Origin of the sequence: Pseudomonas sp. TWI923 (genome assembly GCF_039673365.1) — a bacterium.
GTDB classification, from domain to species: Bacteria; Pseudomonadota; Gammaproteobacteria; order Pseudomonadales; family Pseudomonadaceae; genus Aquipseudomonas; species Aquipseudomonas sichuanensis.
Window position 1 is genome coordinate 46,339 of sequence record NZ_JBDJLM010000016.1, and the last position, 19,631, is coordinate 65,969.

Annotated in this window: 21 protein-coding genes; 2 read left to right on the forward strand and 19 right to left on the reverse strand. The window is 63.8% G+C overall.

Going from position 1 to position 19,631, the window contains the following annotated elements; translation table 11 throughout:
- Positions 1-7 precede the first annotated feature (7 nt).
- From mltG to ABE459_RS09620, 9 genes are all read right to left on the reverse strand, one after another.
- The gene (gene mltG / locus ABE459_RS09580; RefSeq protein WP_125463233.1) at positions 8-1,177 is read right to left on the reverse strand and encodes an endolytic transglycosylase MltG; all 1,170 of its coding nucleotides are present in this window, start codon (positions 1,175-1,177) and stop codon (positions 8-10) included.
- Between the two features lie 3 nt (positions 1,178-1,180).
- A complete protein-coding gene (pabC, locus tag ABE459_RS09585) occupies positions 1,181-1,996 on the reverse strand; it encodes an aminodeoxychorismate lyase (RefSeq protein WP_125463232.1) in 816 nt (271 codons plus the stop codon).
- The gene (fabF, locus tag ABE459_RS09590; RefSeq protein WP_110995679.1) at positions 1,996-3,240 is read right to left on the reverse strand and encodes a beta-ketoacyl-ACP synthase II; all 1,245 of its coding nucleotides are present in this window, start codon (positions 3,238-3,240) and stop codon (positions 1,996-1,998) included. The genes pabC and fabF overlap by 1 nt, the downstream gene beginning before the upstream one ends.
- 174 nt (positions 3,241-3,414) lie before the next feature.
- Positions 3,415-3,651: an acyl carrier protein gene (gene acpP / locus ABE459_RS09595; RefSeq protein WP_010223225.1), complete on the reverse strand. Its 237-nt coding sequence runs from the start codon at positions 3,649-3,651 to the stop codon at positions 3,415-3,417.
- A 204-nt stretch (positions 3,652-3,855) separates the two neighbouring features.
- Positions 3,856-4,596 (reverse strand): 3-oxoacyl-ACP reductase FabG, encoded by a 741-nt coding sequence (gene fabG / locus ABE459_RS09600; protein WP_125463230.1) that lies wholly within the window; start codon positions 4,594-4,596, stop codon positions 3,856-3,858.
- 16 nt (positions 4,597-4,612) lie between these two features.
- Positions 4,613-5,551 (reverse strand): ACP S-malonyltransferase, encoded by a 939-nt coding sequence (gene fabD / locus ABE459_RS09605; RefSeq protein ID WP_323833294.1) that lies wholly within the window; start codon positions 5,549-5,551, stop codon positions 4,613-4,615.
- Between the two features lie 186 nt (positions 5,552-5,737).
- Complete coding sequence (gene plsX / locus ABE459_RS09610) at positions 5,738-6,748, reverse strand: phosphate acyltransferase PlsX (RefSeq protein ID WP_125463228.1); 1,011 nt, start codon at positions 6,746-6,748, stop codon at positions 5,738-5,740.
- Positions 6,749-6,751: 3 nt separating this feature from the next.
- Entirely contained in the window at positions 6,752-6,934 is a 183-nt protein-coding gene (gene rpmF, locus ABE459_RS09615; protein WP_008096416.1) for a 50S ribosomal protein L32, read from the reverse strand.
- Between the two features lie 13 nt (positions 6,935-6,947).
- Complete coding sequence (locus ABE459_RS09620; protein ID WP_110995683.1) at positions 6,948-7,475, reverse strand: YceD family protein; 528 nt, start codon at positions 7,473-7,475, stop codon at positions 6,948-6,950.
- A 95-nt stretch (positions 7,476-7,570) separates the two neighbouring features.
- Here ABE459_RS09620 and ABE459_RS09625 point away from each other — a divergent pair, with 95 nt between their 5' ends.
- Positions 7,571-8,149, forward strand: coding sequence for a nucleoside triphosphate pyrophosphatase (locus ABE459_RS09625; RefSeq protein ID WP_323833287.1), 579 nt, complete (start codon positions 7,571-7,573; stop codon positions 8,147-8,149).
- 83 nt (positions 8,150-8,232) lie between these two features.
- Here ABE459_RS09625 and ABE459_RS09630 read toward each other — a convergent pair whose 3' ends face one another.
- From ABE459_RS09630 to rluC, 3 genes are read right to left on the reverse strand one after another with little or no spacing between them, the layout of a single operon-like run.
- The gene (locus tag ABE459_RS09630; RefSeq protein WP_323833285.1) at positions 8,233-9,216 is read right to left on the reverse strand and encodes a S49 family peptidase; all 984 of its coding nucleotides are present in this window, start codon (positions 9,214-9,216) and stop codon (positions 8,233-8,235) included.
- Positions 9,217-9,218: 2 nt separating this feature from the next.
- On the reverse strand, positions 9,219-9,899 hold the full coding sequence (locus tag ABE459_RS09635; RefSeq protein WP_125463225.1) for an HAD family hydrolase: 681 nt from the start codon (positions 9,897-9,899) through the stop codon (positions 9,219-9,221).
- Between the two features lie 3 nt (positions 9,900-9,902).
- Positions 9,903-10,859, reverse strand: coding sequence for a 23S rRNA pseudouridine(955/2504/2580) synthase RluC (gene rluC / locus ABE459_RS09640; RefSeq protein ID WP_125463224.1), 957 nt, complete (start codon positions 10,857-10,859; stop codon positions 9,903-9,905).
- A gap of 808 nt (positions 10,860-11,667) precedes the next feature.
- On the opposite strand from rluC, the gene rne reads away from it, so the two are divergent.
- On the forward strand, positions 11,668-14,907 hold the full coding sequence (gene rne / locus ABE459_RS09645) for a ribonuclease E (RefSeq protein WP_323833281.1): 3,240 nt from the start codon (positions 11,668-11,670) through the stop codon (positions 14,905-14,907).
- 167 nt (positions 14,908-15,074) lie between these two features.
- On the opposite strand, the gene murB is transcribed toward rne, so the two are convergent.
- From murB to ABE459_RS09680, 7 genes are read right to left on the reverse strand one after another with little or no spacing between them, the layout of a single operon-like run.
- On the reverse strand, positions 15,075-16,094 hold the full coding sequence (gene murB / locus ABE459_RS09650) for a UDP-N-acetylmuramate dehydrogenase (RefSeq protein WP_323833279.1): 1,020 nt from the start codon (positions 16,092-16,094) through the stop codon (positions 15,075-15,077).
- Positions 16,091-16,555: a low molecular weight protein-tyrosine-phosphatase gene (locus ABE459_RS09655; protein ID WP_346648017.1), complete on the reverse strand. Its 465-nt coding sequence runs from the start codon at positions 16,553-16,555 to the stop codon at positions 16,091-16,093. Before ABE459_RS09655 ends, murB begins: the two co-directional genes overlap by 4 nt.
- Positions 16,555-17,319: a 3-deoxy-manno-octulosonate cytidylyltransferase gene (kdsB, locus tag ABE459_RS09660; RefSeq protein ID WP_125857888.1), complete on the reverse strand. Its 765-nt coding sequence runs from the start codon at positions 17,317-17,319 to the stop codon at positions 16,555-16,557. Before kdsB ends, ABE459_RS09655 begins: the two co-directional genes overlap by 1 nt.
- Positions 17,316-17,501 (reverse strand): Trm112 family protein, encoded by a 186-nt coding sequence (locus ABE459_RS09665; protein ID WP_125463219.1) that lies wholly within the window; start codon positions 17,499-17,501, stop codon positions 17,316-17,318. Before ABE459_RS09665 ends, kdsB begins: the two co-directional genes overlap by 4 nt.
- A gap of 40 nt (positions 17,502-17,541) precedes the next feature.
- Entirely contained in the window at positions 17,542-18,546 is a 1,005-nt protein-coding gene (gene lpxK / locus ABE459_RS09670; protein ID WP_323833275.1) for a tetraacyldisaccharide 4'-kinase, read from the reverse strand.
- Entirely contained in the window at positions 18,546-18,980 is a 435-nt protein-coding gene (locus tag ABE459_RS09675) for a biopolymer transporter ExbD (protein WP_125463217.1), read from the reverse strand. The genes lpxK and ABE459_RS09675 overlap by 1 nt, the downstream gene beginning before the upstream one ends.
- Entirely contained in the window at positions 18,977-19,612 is a 636-nt protein-coding gene (locus tag ABE459_RS09680; RefSeq protein ID WP_138221286.1) for a MotA/TolQ/ExbB proton channel family protein, read from the reverse strand. The genes ABE459_RS09675 and ABE459_RS09680 overlap by 4 nt, the downstream gene beginning before the upstream one ends.
- Between the last annotated feature and the right edge of the window lie 19 nt (positions 19,613-19,631).

The following is a 19,631-nucleotide window of genomic DNA, read 5'->3' on the forward strand; positions in this document are numbered from 1 at the left end:
GTGTTCCTTACTGTTTTTCGGGTACCGGCGCCTCGGCCGGCACGGATTCATCGGTAGGCGCAGCAGCGTCACTGTCAGGCGGGGCTGCCTCGACAGGGGCCTCCTGGCTGGGCGCCGGCTGCTCGCCTGCACCCGGCTGCGCCGCAGGTGCGGGGCTGGAGCGATAGTCTGCCCGCCGCTTGAGCTGGAACTCACGCACTGCGCTGTTGTGATCGTCCAGGTCATCGGAGAACACATGGCTGCCATCGCCACGGGCGACGAAATACAGGCTGCTGCCATCGCTGGGGTTGAGCGCGGCATGGATCGCCTCGCGGCCGACCATGGCGATCGGCGTCGGCGGCAGGCCGCTGATGGTGTAGGTGTTGTAGGGCGTCGGCTCACGCAGGTCGGCCCGGGTGATCTTGCCGTTGTAGCGCTCGCCCATGCCGTAGATCACGGTCGGGTCGGTCTGCAGCATCATCCCCAGGCGCAGCCGGCGCACGAACACACCGGCGATCTGGTTACGCTCCTGCGGGATGCCGGTTTCCTTCTCCACCAGCGAGGCCATGATCAGCGCCTGGTAAGGGTCGCGATACGGCAAGCCGGTGCTGCGCTCGGCCCACTCCTTGGCCAGCACTTCGTCCAGGCGCATGTAGGCCTGCTGCAACAGTTCGACGTCGCTCATGCCGCGCACGAAGCGGTAGGTATCAGGGAAGAAGCGGCCCTCGGGGAAGACGCCGGTGTGACCGAGCTTGTCCATCACCTGCGCATCGCTCAGGTCATCGAGGGTGTGCTTGATCTTGTCGTGCCTGGCCACTGCGGCACGCACCTGGCGGAAGGTCCAGCCCTCGACCAGGGTGAGGTTGTACTGCACCACATCGCCGCGCTGCCAGGCATCGAACAACTGCCCCACGGTCATGCCGGGGGTCAGGCGATATTCACCGGTATGCAGCGGGGTGCCGGCCATGTTGAAGCGCCAGTAAAGGCGCAGCCACAGCGCATCGTCGAGCAGCCCCTCGCCCTCCATGCGGTAGAACATGCGATTGGGCGTGGTGCCGCCAGGCACATCGAGCAGGCGCTCCTGCGCCACTTGCAGGGGCTGCTCCAGGACTGAGTTGACCTTCCAGGCAGCCCAACCCAATGCCAGGCCGGCGAGGATCAAACCCATTTCCAGCAGCAGCAGGAATTTGCGTCTCACGAATCAGGTATCCAGTAACGTACGGGCAACGGCCTGCAGTTTAAGGGTGAGCGGGCCCGGCGGCCAGTTCAGTGCAGCGAATTCACGTACAGGCCAGATACCGTAGACACTGTTGCAGACAAACACCTCGTCGGCCTGCTGCAGGTCTTCCAGGGTCAGGTCACGCACCTCGACGGCCAGGCCCGACAACGGCGCCTGTTCGAGCAATGCGCCACGCATCACGCCAGCCACGCCACAACGGCTCAGGTCGGCGGTCAACAGCACTTTGCCACGCACCAGGAACAGGTTGCTGTACACCCCTTCGATCACTCGCCCTTGGCTGTCGCGCATCAAGCCTTCGGCATACGCACTGTCCTGCCATTCGGCTCGGGCCAGCACCTGCTCCAGGCGGTTGAGGTGTTTGAGTCCGGCCAGCAGCGGTTGTTCCGCCAGCCGTGTCTGACAGGGGAACAGGCGCACACCCAGCTCGGCGTGCTGTGCGGGATAGACGGGCAAGGGGCTGCCCTGAAGAATACGTCGCGCCTGGGCGCCCGGCGCCGGGGCATAACCACGCTGGCTGTCGCCGCGGGTAAGGATCAGCTTGGCGACGCCCTCCCCCAGCAACTGAGCGAATTGCATCAGCTCATTGCGAACCAGCATCAGGTCAACATCGATCGCCAGGCGCTGGCAACCCAGTGCCAGGCGGTCGAGATGCCGGGTTAGCAGGCTGGGCTTGCCGCCACGCACGGCAATGGTCTCGAACAGACCATCACCGTAGGCCAGGCCGCGATTCTGCAAATTGACCGCAGTCGCTTCCTGGCCATCGATCCAGCAGTGCATCAGTCGGCGAACCGGCGGAACACCAGCGAACCGTTGGTTCCACCGAAGCCGAACGAGTTGGACAGCACCACGTCGATCGGCATGCTGCGCGCCTGGTGCGGTACGAAGTCCAGGTCGCAACCTTCGTCCGGCTCGTCCAGGTTGATGGTCGGCGGCGCCATCTGGCTGTTGATCGCCAGCACGCTGAAGATTGCTTCCACCGCGCCAGCGGCACCCAGCAGGTGACCGGTCATCGACTTGGTCGAGCTGACTGCCAGCTTGTAGGCGTGCTCGCCAAACACGCGCTTGATCGCCGCCACCTCGGCGATATCGCCAGCAGGGGTCGAAGTGCCGTGGGCATTGATGTAGCTGACCGCTTGCGGCTCGATGCCGGCATCGCGCAGGGCGTTGGCCATGCAGCGCGCAGCACCTTCACCCGAGTCGGGTGGCGAGGTCATGTGGTAGGCGTCGCCGCTCATGCCAAAACCGACCAGCTCGGCATAAATGGTCGCACCACGCGCCTTGGCGTGCTCCAGTTCTTCGAGCACCAGGGCACCGGCACCGTCGGACAGCACGAAACCGTCACGGCCTTTGTCCCACGGACGGCTGGCGCGGGTCGGTTCATCGTTGCGGGTCGACAGCGCGCGCGAGGCCCCGAAGCCCCCCATGCCCAGGCCGCAGGCGGCCATTTCGGCACCACCGGCAATCATCACGTCCGCTTCACCGTAGGCGATATTGCGCGCGGCCATGCCGATGCAATGGGTACCCGTGGTGCAGGCGGTGGCGATCGCGTAGTTAGGCCCCTGCAGGCCCAAGTGGATCGACAGGAAGCCCGAGATCATGTTGATGATCGAGCCCGGCACGAAGAACGGCGAAATGCGGCGCGGGCCCTGCTCGTGCAGGGTCCGGCTGGTTTCTTCGATGTTGGTCAGGCCGCCGATCCCCGAGCCCATGGCCACGCCAATGCGCTCACGGTTGGCGTCGGTGACCTCCAGGCCGGCATTGCGTACCGCCTGGAAACCGGCTGCCAGGCCGTACTGAATGAACAGGTCGAGCTTGCGAGCTTCCTTGGCCGACAGGTACTGCTCGACCTCGAAGCCCTTCACCGAGCCGCCAAAACGGGTGGAGTAGGCAGACAGATCCGTGTGTTCGATCGGACCAATGCCACTGCGGCCAGCCAGAATGCCCTGCCAGGTGCTCGGTACATCGGTACCCAGTGGCGACAGCATACCCATACCGGTGACCACGACGCGTCTACGCGACACAGTACTCTCCTTTTCCAATAACAGAGTTTCTTGCCATTGCATTCAAGGCAATGGAATGAAATGGCAACAAGCTCTGAAAGCTCGTGGCTCGACGCTGGCGCCTTGCAAAGAAAAAACCGCACGCCAGCAAAGGCAGTGCGGTTTTCCCCGACAAGAAGCGTCGACTAAAGCGTCTTAGGCCTGGTGGCTGTTGACGTAGTCGATGGCAGCTTGAACGGTAGTGATCTTCTCGGCTTCTTCGTCAGGGATTTCGGTCTCGAATTCCTCTTCCAGAGCCATCACCAGCTCAACGGTGTCAAGCGAGTCGGCACCCAGGTCTTCAACGAAGGAAGATTCGTTTTTGACTTCTTCTTCCTTGACGCCCAGTTGCTCGGCGACGATTTTCTTGACGCGTTCTTCGATGGTGCTCATACCTAGTTTTCACTCCTAATGGACATATGTCAGGCAGCTGGCCGGTGACCAAGTTTATAGAAAGACGCCTGCTTTTCAAGCGGAACACGCCTTCAGCTAAGTCACCCAACCCTCTGCCCGGAATCTGGTTGCAGCTTTATAACGGATTTTAAGCTCGGAGTATGACTCTTTTTTGAAGCAATCCGTCACATCGCGTTGCGGTTTTTACATGTACATCCCGCCGTTCACCGGCACGGTGGCGCCAGTGACATAGGCTGCGCCGTCGGAGGCCAGGAACGAAACCACTTTGGCGATTTCGTCGGCCTGGCCCAGGCGACCCAGCGGAATTTCTTTCTGCAGGGCTTCGCGCTGTGCTTCCGGCAGCTCACGGGTCATGTCGGTGTCGATGAAGCCCGGGGTGACCGAGTTGACGGTGATGCCACGCGAACCCACTTCACGGGCCAGCGCGCGGCTGAAGCCTTCCAGGCCAGCCTTGGCGGCCGCATAGTTGGCCTGCCCGGCGTTACCCATGGCACCAACCACCGAGCCGATGCTGATGATACGACCCCAACGAGCCTTGGTCATGCCGCGCAGCACGCCCTTGGACAGACGGTAGAGGCTGTTGAGGTTGGTGTCGATCACGTCGAACCACTCGTCATCCTTCATGCGCAGCATGAGGTTGTCGCGAGTGATGCCAGCGTTGTTGACCAGGATAGCCGGAGCGCCGAACTGCTCACCGATGGCGCTCAGCACCGCATTCACGGATTCTGCGCTGGTCACGTTCAATTCCATGCCGGTACCGGCAACGCCATGCTCCTTGAGCGTGGCGGCGATGCGCTCGGCACCGGAGGCCGAAGTGGCGGTGCCGATGACGATGGCGCCCTGGCGGCCAAGCTCAAGGGCGATGGCCTGGCCAATGCCACGGCTGGCGCCGGTAACCAGTGCAACTTTACCTTGCAGGCTCATGCAAGCGTCTCCAGATTCAGGCCAGCGCCGCACGGGTGGCGGCGACGGCGTCAGGGGTATTGAGGTTGTAAGTGGTCACACCGTCGGCGCAACGCTTGTTCAGGCCAGCCAGCACCTTGCCCGGCCCGCACTCGACCAGGTTCACCGCGCCGCGCTCGGCCAGGGCCTGCACGCATTCAACCCAGCGCACAGGCTGGTACAGCTGTGCCAGCAAGTCCTGCTTGAGCGCATCGAGGTCGGCGGCGATGGCGGCGGTGACGTTCTGCACCACCGGAATCTGCGGGGCCTTCCACTCGATGGCGTTGACGAACACGGCAAAGCGCTCGGCAGCGGGCTTCATCAGCGCACAGTGCGACGGCACGCTGACCGCCAGCGGCAGAGCACGCTTGGCGCCGGCCTCTTTGCACAGCTCCATGGCGCGATCGACCGCAGCCTTGTTACCGGCAATCACCACCTGGCCCGGCGAGTTGAAGTTCACCGCACTGACCACTTCATCTTCAGCGGCCTTGGCGCAGATCTCGACCACAACTGCATCGTCCAGGCCCAGGATGGCAGCCATGGCGCCATGGCCGGCCGGCACGGCTTCCTGCATCAGCTGGCCACGGCGCTCGACCAGGCGGACGGCGTCCTTGAGCGACAGGCTGCCGGCAGCGACCAGGGCACTGTACTCACCCAGGCTGTGGCCGGAAACGAAGGCCGGGTGCGCACCGCCCTCTTCCAGCCACAGGCGCCACAGGGCGATGGAGGCGGTCAGGATGGCCGGCTGAGTCTTGTCGGTTTGATTGAGTTGTTCTTCCGGACCTTCCTGGACCAGTTTCCACAGGTCGTAGCCCAGAGCCTCGGAAGCTTCCTTGAAGGTTTCGACGATTACCGGCTTTTCAGCGCCGAGCTCGGCGAGCATGCCCAGCGATTGGGAACCTTGACCAGGAAAGACGAATGCGAGGGATGCAGACATTGAACAAGCCCTTATGATCTTGTCGTCGGATAGGGTGCGCCGGGCCACAGGCCGAGCGCGAAATCTGAAAGCTTGGATGGAACGGCGGACCAAGCGGTCACATTTAAGCACTTCATGGGCGATATGCCCAAAGTCTTTGTTTTTCCAGCACCCGCCTCATCGCAGGGCAAGCCCACCCCACGACACTCAGGGCAACAGGTCTTCGAGGCGCCCGTGCAGGCGCTGCGGCAGGTTCTCCTGGATCTCGATCAGCGCACGCTGGATGGCGCTCTGGAAACCCTGCACGCCCGCCGAACCATGGCTCTTGATGACGATACCCTGGAGCCCGAGGAAGCTTGCGCCATTGTGTCGCGCCGGCGCCAGGTCGGCCTGCAGGCGCTTGAGCAATGGCATGGCCATGGCCCCGGCAGCCCGCGCCAGCACACCGCCACGGAACAACGCCTCGATGCGCGCGGCGATCATGGTCGCCAGGCCTTCGCTGGACTTGAGCAGGATGTTGCCGACAAAACCGTCGCACACCACTACGTCCGCCTCGCCGCGGTACAGGCCGTCGCCCTCGACGAAACCGATGTAGTTCAGGCCTCGCGCATTCTGCAACAAGCTGGCGGCCAGCTTGACCTGCTGATTGCCCTTGATGTCTTCGGTGCCGATATTGAGCAGCGCCACCCGTGGGCGATGAACCCCAAGAGCCTGGGCAGCCACCGAACCCATCACCGCAAATTGGTAGAGGTTTTCGGCACTGCAGTCGACATTGGCGCCCAGGTCGAGCAACTGGCAGTAGCCTGCCTGGGTAGGGATCGCCGCCACCATCGCCGGGCGATCGATACCGGGCAAGGTCTTGAGCACGAAACGCGACAACGCCATGAGCGCGCCGGTATTGCCGGCACTGACGCAGGCCTGGGCCTTGCCGTCCCGCACCAGTTCGAGGGCGATGCGCATCGACGAATCGGGCTTGCCGCGCAACGCCTGCGACGGCCGCTCGTCCATGCCCACCACTTCACTGGCCGCAACAATCTGCAGGCGCGCGCGATCCGCAGCCGATTGACCGCTGACAAGCTCTTCAAGAAGGGAGGGTTGACCGACGAGGGTCAGGTGCAGCGAGGGAGTAGCCGAAAGGCAGGCTAGGCTAGCCTGGACAATGCTGCGGGGACCGAAGTCCCCGCCCATTGCGTCGATCGCGATGATCTGAGCGGACAAGGATTACTCGTCAGCGCCCTTGTCGATCACTTTGCGACCACGGTATACGCCTTCTGGCGAAACGTGGTGACGCAGGTGTACTTCACCGGTGCTCTTCTCTACCGACAGGGCGTTTTCCGACAGGGCGTCGTGCGAACGGCGCATGTCACGGGCAGAGCGGGATTTTTTGTTCTGCTGAACAGCCATAATTGATTAACTCCTAAACGTTTGGGTCACGCTTTAACTGCGCCAATACACTGAACGGGTTGGACCGCGTTACCTCGTCCTTGCTCGGTTCGGGCTCATCTGCGCCCGCCGGCTGCTGGCATTCTTCCGGATGATGAGCAGGCACGATCGGCAGGGCAAGCAGCAGCTCTTCCTCGACCAGGGCCTGCAGATCCAAAGGATCTTCGCCCAGTTCCAGCACGTCATAGCCTTTCGGCAACGACTGGGTATTCGCACCCTCCTTCACCACGGCGTAAGTAGATTCGCTGTGGATTGGAAGGGTGACCAGCTCAAGACAACGCTGGCAAACCATTTTGACTTCGACATCCAGCTCGCTGTGGATAACCACAACTTTCTGTTCGTCTCGTTCAAAATCGAACTTCGCCTGCACCATACCGACAGTGTCGGAAAGCGGGTCGCAGAGTCTTTCCAAATCAGCGAGTTGCAGCGAACCACTCAGGGTTACGCCTCGATCGGCTAATTTGCGCGGGTCAACGTGAGGTGGAATCGGGTCATTCAACATAGGCGCAGCATTCTAGGGATGCACCCCCTCCCTGTCAAAGGAAATTCGGCACATCTCGCATGTTAGAATTCGGGGCAATTGACCAGGAGTCTATCATGCTTCCTCTGTTACTGGCTTCCAGCTCCCCCTACCGGCGTGAACTGCTCGCCCGCCTGCGCCTGCCCTTCAGCTGGGCAAGCCCCGATCTAGACGAGCAGCGACTGGCCGATGAGCCCGCCGTCGAACTGGTTCGCCGCCTGGCCCGGCAAAAAGCCGAAGCGCTCGCGAACAGCCACCCAGGGCATCTGATCATCGGCTCTGACCAGGTGGCGGTGCTCGGCGAGCAGATTCTCGGCAAGCCTCACACCTTCGAACGCGCCTGCGAGCAACTGCTGGAAGCGAGCGGCCAGCAGGTCACCTTCCTCACCGGCCTGGCACTGCTCAACAGCGCCACCGGCCAGTGCCAGGTCGATTGCGTGCCATTCACGGTCACCATGCGCGAATTGGATCGGGCGCACGTGGAGCGATACGTGCAGGCCGAGCAGCCGCTGGATTGTGCAGGCAGCTTCAAAGCCGAGGGATTGGGCGTCAGCCTGTTCCAGAGCACCCACGGCTGCGACGCCACGAGCCTGATCGGGCTGCCGCTGATTCGCCTGGTGGACATGCTGCACAAAGAAGGTGTGCAGATACCCTGAAACGCATCGCGGGGCAAGCCCGCTCCCACGAATTGCTCGTGGGAGCAGGCTTGCCCCGCGATGAATGTCACGCCGATTTCAGATCAACGCAGCGAAGGCCCCTGGAAGCCCATGTACAGGGCCAACCGCTCGGCCACACTGGCACCGATACGCTTGGAGAAACGATCGAACGGCGACTCCTGCACGGTGAAATCCACCAACTCCTTCTCACCAATGATCTCGCGAGCCACATAGCTGGCACTGCCCAACCCATCCACCAGCCCCAACTCCTTGGCCTGCTCGCCGGACCAGATCAAACCACTGAACAACTCAGGATGTTCCTTGTCCTTCAGGCGCTCGCCCCTACCCTGCTTGACCATGGCGATGAACTGGCGATGCGTGGTATCCAGCACCCCCTGCCAGAACGCGGTCTCTTCCGGCTTCTGCGGCGAGAACGGGTCGAGGAAGGCTTTGTGCTCACCCGCGGTGTAGGTGCGACGCTCGACGCCCAGCTTATCCATGGTGCCGACGAAGCCATAACCGGCAGCCGTCACGCCAATGGAGCCGACCAGGCTGGCCTTGTCGGCGTAGATCTCATCGGCGGCACTGGCGATGTAATAAGCACCGGAGGCACCCAGATCGGTGATCACCGCATACAGCTTGATGGCCGGGTATTCGGCGCGCAGGCGGCGAATTTCGTCATAGATGTAGCCCGACTGCACCGGGCTGCCGCCCGGACTGTTGATACGCAGCACCACACCTTTGGTTTTCGAGTCCTTGAATGCCTCACGCAAGCCCTTGACGATATTGTCGGCGCCGGCAGGCTCCTGATCGGCGATCATCCCGCGCACCTCGACCAGCGCCGTGTGGCTGACACTGCGTGACGCGGCCTTGTCCACATCCAGCAGCGGCGTGAACAGGACCAGCATGCCGAACAGGTAGACGAAGGTCAGCAGCTTGAAAAAGATGCCCCAACGCCGCGCCCGACGCTGCTCCTGGACGCCTGCCAGCAGCGTTTTCTCCAGCAGCTTCCAGCTCTTGCGCTCTTCGTTGTCTTCGGACTCGGGTGCTTTCCACTCGTCAACCATGCTCACCTACCCTGGAAATTGAGTTGCGCGCCACTCGCCAGCCATTCGCGCAATTGAGAGAAATGCTCGATGCATACTTGCGGCCCGAACTCGGCCAAGGCCTGCAGCGGCATCGCGCCATAACCGACCGCCACCGAGTGCATGCCCGCATTGCTGGCCATCTGCAGGTCGAATGCCGAATCGCCCACCATCAGCGCCCGCCCTGGCTCGACCCGGCAATGGGCGAGGATTTCTTCGAGCATCAACGGGTGCGGCTTGCCACGGGTCTCGTCGGCGCCGCGAGTGATATCGAAGTAGCCTTCCCAGCCATTGGCCTTTAGCACCCGATCCAGCCCGCGACGCGCCTTGCCGGTGGCCACCGCCAGGCGATAACCCTCGGCACGGAAGGCCTCGAGGGATTCGACCACCCCCTCGAACAGCGGCGAAGGCTGCTGATCCAGCGCCGTGTAGACATCGGCGTAATGCTGACGGAAAGCTTGCACCTGCACAGTATCCAGGTGCGGGTACAGCGTGGCGATCGCCTCGTCCAATGCCAGGCCAATGATGCCCTTGATGGCCTCATCACTGCTTGACGCCTCACCGGCGCGCCCGGCCGCCACATTCATGGCCTCGACGATACGCCCGATGGAGTCGGCCAAGGTGCCATCCCAGTCGAAGATCAGCAGCTCGTAACGCTTGCTCATAGGTCAGGTCGCGCTCAGGCGCTCCACGGTCTTGGCCCACACTTCATCCACCGGCGCTTCGAGCTTGAGCTCACCGCCGTCAGGCAGCGGCACCGTGAGTTGATAGGCATGCAGGAACAGGCGCTTGCCGCCCAGCTCACGAATCTCGCGACTGAAATCTTCATCGCCGTATTTGCTGTCGCCGGCGATCATATGCCCGGCATGCAAGGTGTGCACACGAATCTGGTGGGTGCGACCGGTAATCGGCCGAGCCTCGACGATGGTGGCGAATTCGCCGAAACGGCGCAGCACGCGGAACATCGTCAACGCCTCCTTGCCTTCGTCATTCACCTCGACCATGCGCTCGCCCGAGCGCAGGTTGCTCTTGAGCAACGGCGCGCTGACCTGCTTCTTCGCGGTCGGCCAATGGCCGCGCACCAGCGCCATGTAGCGCTTGTCCACGCCGTCGCCGCGCAGGGCGGCATGCAGGTGGCGCAGCATGCTGCGCTTCTTGGCGATCATCAGCAGGCCGGAAGTGTCGCGATCCAGGCGATGCACCAGCTCCAGCTCCTTGGCATCAGGGCGCAACTGACGCAGCGCCTCGATCACCCCGAAACTCAAACCACTGCCGCCATGCACGGCAATCCCGGATGGTTTGTTCATCACGATCAGCGCCTTGTCTTCATAGACGATGGCGGCTTCCAGGCGCTGCAGCAGCCCCTGGGCCACGGGCGCCGGCTCGTCGCGCTCAGGCAGGCGCACAGGCGGCACGCGGACGATATCGCCAGCCTGCAGCTTGTATTCAGGCTTGATCCGCCCTTTATTGACCCGCACCTCACCCTTGCGCAGGATGCGATAAACCAAGGTTTTGGGCACGCCCTTGAGGGCCGTGATGAGGAAATTGTCGATGCGTTGGCCGGCAAGCTCCGGCGCGACTTCGATCAGCTGTACGCCGGAAGTCGGAGGGGTATTGGTCGTCATGGCGGGATCATAACAATTTTTTATGGAATTGAAGCACTTAATCATAACTGCTATAGTCGCGAACGCCGCCAAAAGCGGCAGGCCAGCGATACCAGGCTCTACGCCGGTTCCTGACCATCGCAATTCTCCAGGACGCGAGGCCGTCCTACGGGGTTTTCGTCAGTTTAAACAAATGCCTGGAATCGCCACCAGCGCTGCGTAGAGAAGACCGAAGAAAAACGACAAGCGCGGTGTTCCACCTGCTTACCGAACCTTTTTCGCCGCACCTCTGCCCGCCAGTCGCTTCCACGTAACGCCCGGCGAATGCTTCGGAAATACCTGCCTTGGACATAAATGGCGCCAGCGCGGTACCCGCGCTGACGAAAAATGCAACCCGTTGCGGATTCAGCGCACGGCAGCACCCGAATTATCAGGGATACGTGCAGGGTGGAGATGCACAGCCCTCGGACCGTGTAGCACCGCGTCCGGCCACCGCCCCACTGAACGGGCGATGAGCGGATAAGGTCCTGAACAGACGCTCTAGCAGCGTCCACGGCTGACGGTTGATTCCTCCTCCTGTCATGAGTGCACGAGGCCTGTCTGGCTGATTCGGCTATCGATGAACGTCGATTCGAACACCTAAGGGGCTCGTTGGCACCACAGCGAACAGGACGCGTCGTCGCGACAACGGCAGGCTGGGCAACCGGCTGGTGCCGAACGTTGCTCGACACGGGGGTGGCCCGCCACCCTTTGCGCACCTTGGCACCGACCCAGATACGTCGTGTGTGCCGAACGCCGTTTCCGGCAGCCCGGAAACCGACGGTACAACATGAAAAGAATGCTGATTAACGCAACTCAACCCGAAGAGTTGCGTGTAGCCCTGGTAGACGGCCAACGCCTCTACGACCTGGACATCGAGTCCGGCGCGCGCGAGCAGAAAAAAGCCAACATCTACAAAGGCAAGATCACCCGTATCGAGCCAAGCCTCGAAGCCGCCTTTGTCGACTTTGGTTCCGAACGTCACGGCTTCCTGCCACTCAAGGAAATTTCCCGCGAATACTTCAAGAAGACCCCCGAAGGCCGGGTCAACATCAAGGAAGTACTGAGCGAAGGCCAGGAAGTCATCGTCCAGGTCGAGAAGGAAGAGCGTGGCAACAAAGGCGCCGCCCTGACCACCTTCATCAGCCTGGCTGGCCGCTACCTGGTGCTGATGCCCAACAACCCCCGTGCCGGTGGCATCTCCCGCCGCATCGAAGGCGAAGAGCGCAACGAACTGCGTGAAGCCCTCAACGGCCTGACCGTTCCAGGCGACATGGGCCTGATCGTGCGCACCGCAGGCCTTGGCCGCAGCAGCGAAGAAATGCAGTGCGACCTCGACTACCTGCTGCAGCTGTGGACCGCCATCAAGGAAGCCTCGCTGGACCGCTCCGCGCCGTTCCTGATCTACCAGGAAAGCAACGTCATCATCCGCGCGATCCGCGATTACCTGCGCCAGGACATCGGCGAAGTGCTGATCGACAGCATCGACGCCCAGGAAGAAGCCCTGACCTTCATCAGCCAGGTGATGCCGCAGTACGCCAGCAAGGTCAAGCTGTACGAAGACAGCGTCCCACTGTTCAACCGCTTCCAGATCGAAAGCCAGATCGAAACCGCCTTCCAGCGCGTTGTCGACCTGCCGTCCGGCGGCTCGATCGTCATCGACCCGACCGAGGCCCTGGTGTCCATCGACATCAACTCGGCGCGCGCCACCAAAGGCAGCGACATCGAAGAAACCGCCCTGCAGACCAACCTGGAAGCGGCCGAAGAAATCGCCCGCCAGCTGCGCCTGCGTGACATCGGCGGCCTGATCGTCATCGACTTCATCGACATGACCCCGGCCAAGAACCAGCGCGCCGTCGAAGAGCGCGTGCGTGAATGCCTGGAGGCCGACCGCGCCCGCGTGCAGGTTGGTCGCATCTCGCGTTTCGGCCTGCTGGAAATGTCCCGTCAGCGCCTGCGCCCATCGCTGGGTGAAAGCAGCGGCATCGTCTGCCCACGCTGCTCCGGCACCGGCATCATCCGTGACGTCGAGTCGCTATCGCTGGCGATCCTGCGCCTGATCGAAGAAGAAGCGCTGAAAGACCGTACCGCCGAGGTGCGCGCCCAGGTGCCGATCCCGGTCGCCGCCTTCCTGCTCAACGAGAAACGCAACTCGATCACCAAGATCGAACTGCGCACTCGCGCGCGCATCATCATCCTGCCGAACGATCACCTGGAAACGCCGCACTTCGAAGTCCAGCGCCTGCGCGACGACAACCCGGAAGTGCTGAACAACCAGTCCAGCTACGAGATCGCAGCTTCCGAAACAGAAGAAGCGCCGCAGCCGACCGCCACCCGCACCCTGGTTCGCCAGGAAGCCGCGATCAAGACCGCTCCAGCCCGCGCCAACGCTGTCGTGCCAAGCACAGAAGAAGCGCAGCCTGCCGCAGCACCCGCTGCCGCCCCTAGCGTGCCAGAGCCAAGCCTGTTCAAAGGCCTGGTGAAGTCGCTGGTCAGCCTGTTCGCCGGCAAGGAAGAGCCTGTCGCCGCCCCGGTTGCAACCACCGAGAAGCCTGCCACCGAGCGCACCCCGCGCAACGAGGAGCGTCGCAACGGTCGCCAGCAGAGCCGCAATCGCAATGGCCGTCGCGACGAAGAGCGCAAACCGCGTGAAGAACGCGCCGAGCGTGCACCACGTGAAGAGCGCCAGCCACGCGAAGAGCGTGCCCCTCGCGAGGAGCGTGCACCGCGTGAAGAGCGTGCACCGCGCGAAGAACGCGCACCACGCCAGCCGCGCGATGACCGCCGCGGCAACCGTGAAGAACGTGTACGCGAACTGCGCGAGCCACTGGACGCCGCACCAGCTGCCCGCGAAGAGCGCCAGCAGCGTGAAGAGCGTGCACCACGCGAAGAGCGCGTAGCCCGTGAAGAGCGCGCTCCACGTGAAGAGCGTGCCCCACGCGAAGAACGTGCGCCGCGTGAAGAGCGCGCCCCGCGCGAAGATCGTGCACCGCGTGAAGAACGTGCACCGCGTGAAGAACGCGCTCCACGCGAAGAGCGTGCACCGCGCGAAGAGCGCCAGCCACGCCCGCCGCGTGAAGAGCGCCAGCCGCGCCCTGACGAGCAGGTTGCTGAACAGGCTGCCGAACTCAACGAGGAGCAACTGCCGAACGAAGAGCTGTTGCAGGACGAGCAGGAAAGCGCCGATGGCGAGCGTCCGCGCCGTCGCTCCCGCGGCCAGCGCCGTCGCAGCAACCGTCGTGAACGTCAGCGCAACGCCGATGGCGAGCTGATCGAAGGCGGCGACGACGAAGCCAGCGAAGAGCAGCAGCCACAACAGCACCAGGCTACCCCGCTGGGCGCCGAACTGGCAGCCGGCATCGCGGTCACCGCCGCCGTCGCCACCAGCAACATCAGCGCCGACGCCGAAGCCCAGGCCAACCAGCAGGCAGAACGCGCCAGCGCCGTTGTCGCCGAAGCCCAGGCTGAAAGCAGCGAAGTGGTCCAGGCTGCCGAGCAAACCGAGGCCATCGTGATCGCTCCAGTGGTCGAGCAGCCGGTCAGCGAACCCGTAGTCGCCGCCGAGCCGAGCTTCGAGCCCGCTGTTGAAGTAGCACCACAGCCAGTGATCGAAGAAGCGGTTGCCGAGCAGGTGGCTGTCGTGATCGAAGCTGCACCGGTCGTGGAGGCTCCAGCAGTGGCAGCCGCCGAGATCGAACCAGCGCCGGTCGCCGAAGTGGCTGAAGTTCAGGCTCCGGTTGCCTTCGAAGCGGCTCCGGCCGTCGAGGCCCAGGCTGTTGAAGTACAGGCCGAAGTGGTCGAAGCGCCAGCTGCCAAACCGGCTCCAGTGGTTGCCGAACAGGCACCTGCCGAAGAAGCCGTGGTCGAGCCGGCCCCTGTCATGCTGCCGAACGGCCGCGCGCCGAACGACCCGCGTGAAGTGCGCCGCCGCAAGCGCGAAGCCGAAGCAGCCGCTGCTGCCCTGGCTGCCGCCCAGGCCGCCCCAGCCCTGGAAACCACCGAAGACGAGCACAAGCCTCATCACGGTTGATTCCGGTCGCTGAATGAAAAAGCCCCGCCAGTGCGAACTGGCGGGGCTTTTTCTTTGCCGGGAAAACTTGGCACCGGCTTCGCCGGTGATCGCGGGGCAAGTCGCAGCGGCGCACCGCCGCCCCCACGCTACTGTGTACGTGGGAGCGGGCTTGCCCCGCGATTGCGTCAGTACAGGTTCGGCTCCATCTCCAACTCCACGCCGAACCGTTCAAGGATATCCGCCTGGATCTTCTGCGCCAGCGCATGCAACTGCGCCCCACTCGCCTGGCCATAGTTCACCAGTACCAACGACTGCAAGCGATGCACACCGGCATCGCCATCACGATGGCCCTTCCACCCGGCCTGCTCGATCAACCAACCCGCCGCCAGCTTCACCTGGCCACCTGCCTGCGGATAAGCCACCACGGTCGGGTAAGCGCTACGAATCTGCTCGGCCAGCGCCGCCGTCACCACCGGGTTCTTGAAGAAGCTCCCGGCATTGCCCAATTCAACAGGGTCCGGCAGTTTCTCCCGGCGAATGCTGCAGATCGCATCACTGATGGCCTGCGCGGTCGGCTGCCCGACGCCCTGCTCGGTCAAACGCTGACGCACCGGGCCGTAATCCAGGTGCGCCCGCAACGTCCGGTCAAGGGCAAAACGCACGCGCAGGATCAACCAACGCCCGGGGTTGCGCTTGAACAGACTGTCCCGGTAGCCGAACGCGCACTCCTGCAGCGTGAAATCGCGCAGCTCACCGGTCTCTCGGTCGAGCGCGGTCAGGCCGGCGAAAACGTCCTTGATCTCGACCCCATAAGCGCCGACGTTCTGCATTGGCGCGGCCCCCACGGTGCCAGGGATCAGGCTGAGATTCTCCAGCCCACTCAGGCCTTGGGCCAGGGTCCACTGCACGAAGGGGTGCCAGGGCTCACCAGCCTCGGCCTCCACCACCACCCGCTCGCCATCATCGCTGAGCAGGCGCCGGCCACGGCTGGCCATGTGCAGCACCAGGGCATCGATGTCGCGGGTCAGCAGCAGGTTGCTGCCACCGCCGATCACCAGCACCGGCACCTGCCGCTCGGCGGCCTCGGCCAGGGCCTGACGCGCTTCCTCATCGTCATGGGCCTGGGTGAAGTAACGCGCACGCACATCGATGCCGAAGGTGTTGTAGGGCTTGAGCGATACCTGTTGCTGCCACGCCACCGTCATAACCGCCCCTTGATTTCCACCACCAGCTCGCGGCAGGCCGCCTCGATCAGGTCCAGGACCTGTTCGAAACCTTCGGCACCGCCGTAATAAGGGTCGGGCACTTCATCCAGCGCCGCGCCGTAGCGGCGCAGGAACAGGTCCAACTCGCCCTTGGCGTTGTGCGGGCGCAGTGCCTTGAGGTTGGCCAGGTTGCTGTTGTCCATGGCCAGGATCAGGTCGTATTCAGCGAAATGCGCCGCCTTGACCTGCTGGGCGCGCTGGCGCGACAGGTCGTAGCCACGCGCCAGCGCGGCCTTGCAGGTCCGGCTGTCGGGGGCCTTGCCCACATGCCAGTCACCGGTGCCGGCAGACGCCACATGCACCTGTTCAGCCAGGCCAGCGGCCTCCAGCTGGTGGCGCAACACGCCTTCGGCAGTGGGCGAACGGCAGATATTGCCGAGGCAGACGAACAAAATGCGCATCAGGCCTCCAGCAAGCGCCGCACGCGCTCCAGGTCTTCAGGGGTGTCGACGCCCACGGCCGGGGCTTCGATGGCATCGGCGACGTGGATACGCACGCCATGCCACAGTGCACGCAGCTGCTCCAACGCCTCGGTCTGCTCGAGCCAGCATGGGCCCCAGCCGACGAAGTCCTGAAGGAATCCGACGCGGTAGGCGTACATGCCGATATGGCGACGGTAGGGCACACCCTCGGGCAGCACGTCACGCGCCTTGGCAAAGGCATCGCGGGCCCAGGGCAAAGGTGCACGGCTGAAGGTCAGCGCCAGGCCGTGCTTGTCGCTGGTGACCTTGACCGCGTTGGGGTTGAACACGGTTTCCGGTTCGTGGATCGGCTCGGCCAGCGTCGCGATACCGGCTTCGGGGTGCGCGGCGAGGTTGGCCGCCACCTGGTCGATGATCACCGGCGGGATCAGCGGCTCGTCACCTTGCACGTTGACCACGATGGCATCCGCCGCCAGCCCGAGCTGCGCGGCAACTTCGGCCAGGCGATCGGTGCCCGACTCGTGGTCGGCGCGGGTCAGCAGCACCTCGGCGCCGAACGCCTGGCAGGCCTCGACGATGCTGGCATCGTCGGTGGCGATGACCACGCGCTTGGCGCCGCTCTTACGCGCCTGCTCCCACACATGCTGGACCATCGGCTTGCCGGCAATCGCCAGCAGCGGCTTACCCGGCAGGCGCGTGGAGCGCAGCCGGGCGGGGATCACCACGGTGAAATCCAGGCTCATTTGTCCAGGCGCTCTTCATCGGTCAGGGTGCGCGCCTCGGTTTCCAGCATCACCGGGATGCCGTCGCGGATCGGGTAGGCCAGGCCCGCGCCCTTGCTGATCAGCTCGGTCTTGTCGGCGCTGAGCTTGAGCGGGCCCTTGGTGATCGGGCAGGCCAGGATATCGAGCAGTTTGGTGTCCATGGGGTTTCCTTGAGGCCAGTGGCCGGAAAATGAAAAAGGCTCAGGGGCGGCCGGGCAGCAGGCGGTCCAGCTGTGCGTCGAACCAGGCGGCGAAGGCCGCCGAAGGCAGCGCATCGACCGCCAGGTACCACCAGTCGTCGGCGGCGAAGGGCCGGCACTTCACCGCATCCTTCTCGGTCATCACCAGCGGCAGCGGCGGGCTGAACGACAGCAGCTCACGGCTGTACGGCGCATGGTCGGCGAACGGGTGCGGCAGCGGCTGCCAGTTTAGCCCCTGCAGGGTATTGAAGAAACGTTGCGGGTTGCCGATGCCGGCCACGGCATGCAGCGCCTGGCCCGCAGGAAACAGGTCAAGGTCACGGCGCTCGCCGCTGCGCAGGTTGATCAGCGCGGTGGGCTGCAGGCGAAACGCGAAACCTTGCTCACGGTCGGCCGCGGCGCCATTGAACAACACCGCGTCGGCCTCGTGCAGGCGCTCGGCCGGCTCGCGCAGCGGCCCGGCGGGCAGGCAGCGGCGGTTGCCCAGGCCACGGGCGGCGTCGATCAGCACCAACTCCAGGTCACGGGCCAGGCGATAGTGCTGCATGCCGTCATCGCAGAGGATCAGGTCGGGCGCATCGCTGGCCAGCAGCGCCTGCACGGCGCGAGATCGGTCGGGGTCGATCATCAGCGGCACGCCGGTACGCTGGACGATCAGCAACGGCTCGTCGCCAGCCTGTTCGGCGCTCTGCTTGGCGGCGACGCGCCAGGGGTATTCAGGCGGCTTGGCACCATAACCACGGCTGACCACGCCAACCTTGAGCCCACGCTTTCGGCAGTGCTCGATCAGCCAGAGGATCATCGGCGTCTTGCCGGTGCCGCCAACGGTAATGTTGCCCACTACTATCACTGGCACCGGAGCCCGGTAGCTGGCGCTCTCACCACTGAGGAAGCGCGCGCGCTTGCGCATCACCACCCGGCGGTACAGCGCCTCCAGCGGGCGTAGCAGCGCCAGGGCTGGATGGCCGTTGTACCAGGCGGCGAGCAGGCGGTCGGCGAAGGCCATCAGGGCTTACCCTGCGCAGCCTCGACGGTGGTCATGCGCAACTTGCTGAAGCCGAGCTTGCCGGCCGCATCCATTGCGGTGATCACAGCCTGGTGCGGGGTCTTGCCGTCGGCGCTGATCGCCAGCGGCAGGGTGATGTCACCGCCGGATTCCTTCTCGATCGCTTCGGTCAGGGTGTCCAGGTCGCTCTTGGGCAGCAGGTGGTTGTTCACCGAATACACACCCTCGGCGCTGATGGAGATTTCCACCAGCTTGCCCTGGTCGGCCGGCGCCTGCTCGGCACTGGCGGCCTCGGGCAGTTCGACGCGCAGTTGCGTCTCACGGGTGAAGGTGGTGGTGACCACGAAGAACAGCAGCAGCACGAACACCACGTCGATCAACGACGCCAGGTTGATGTCGACGTTCTCGCGCTGACGGTTGCGCCGGAACTTCACGCCTTGCCTCCGGCCACTTCCACTTCACGGTCGCCCTGCAACACTTCCACCAGTTTGATCGCTTCCTGCTCCATGCCCACCACCAGCTCATCGATGCGGCGCAGCAGGAAACGGTGGAAGAACACCGCCGGGATACCGACCATCAGGCCGGCGGCCGTGGTCACCAGCGCCTTGGAAATACCCCCGGCGAGTACTGCGGCGTTGGCGGTCATCTGCGAGCCCATGAAGGCGCTGAAGATGTCGATCATGCCCAGCACCGTGCCCAGCAGGCCGAGCAGCGGGGCCATGGCGGCGATGGTGCCGAGGGTGCTGATATAGCGTTCCAGCTCGTGGATGACCCGCGAGGCGGCTTCCTCGATGCACTCTTTCATGATCTCGCGGCCATGGCGCGAGTTGGCCAGGCCTGCGGCGAGGATCTCGCCCAGCGGCGAATCGGCGCGCAGGGCCTTGAGCTTGTCACTGGTGAGTTGCTTGTCCTTGATCCACATCCACACCTGGCCCAGCAGGTGCGGCGGGGTGACACGGCTGGCGCGCAGGGTCCACAGGCGCTCAACGACGATTGCCATGGCAACGATGGAACTCAGGATGATCGGCAGCATCATCCAGCCACCGGACTTGACCAATTCCCACACAGTAAGCATCCCCTCGGAA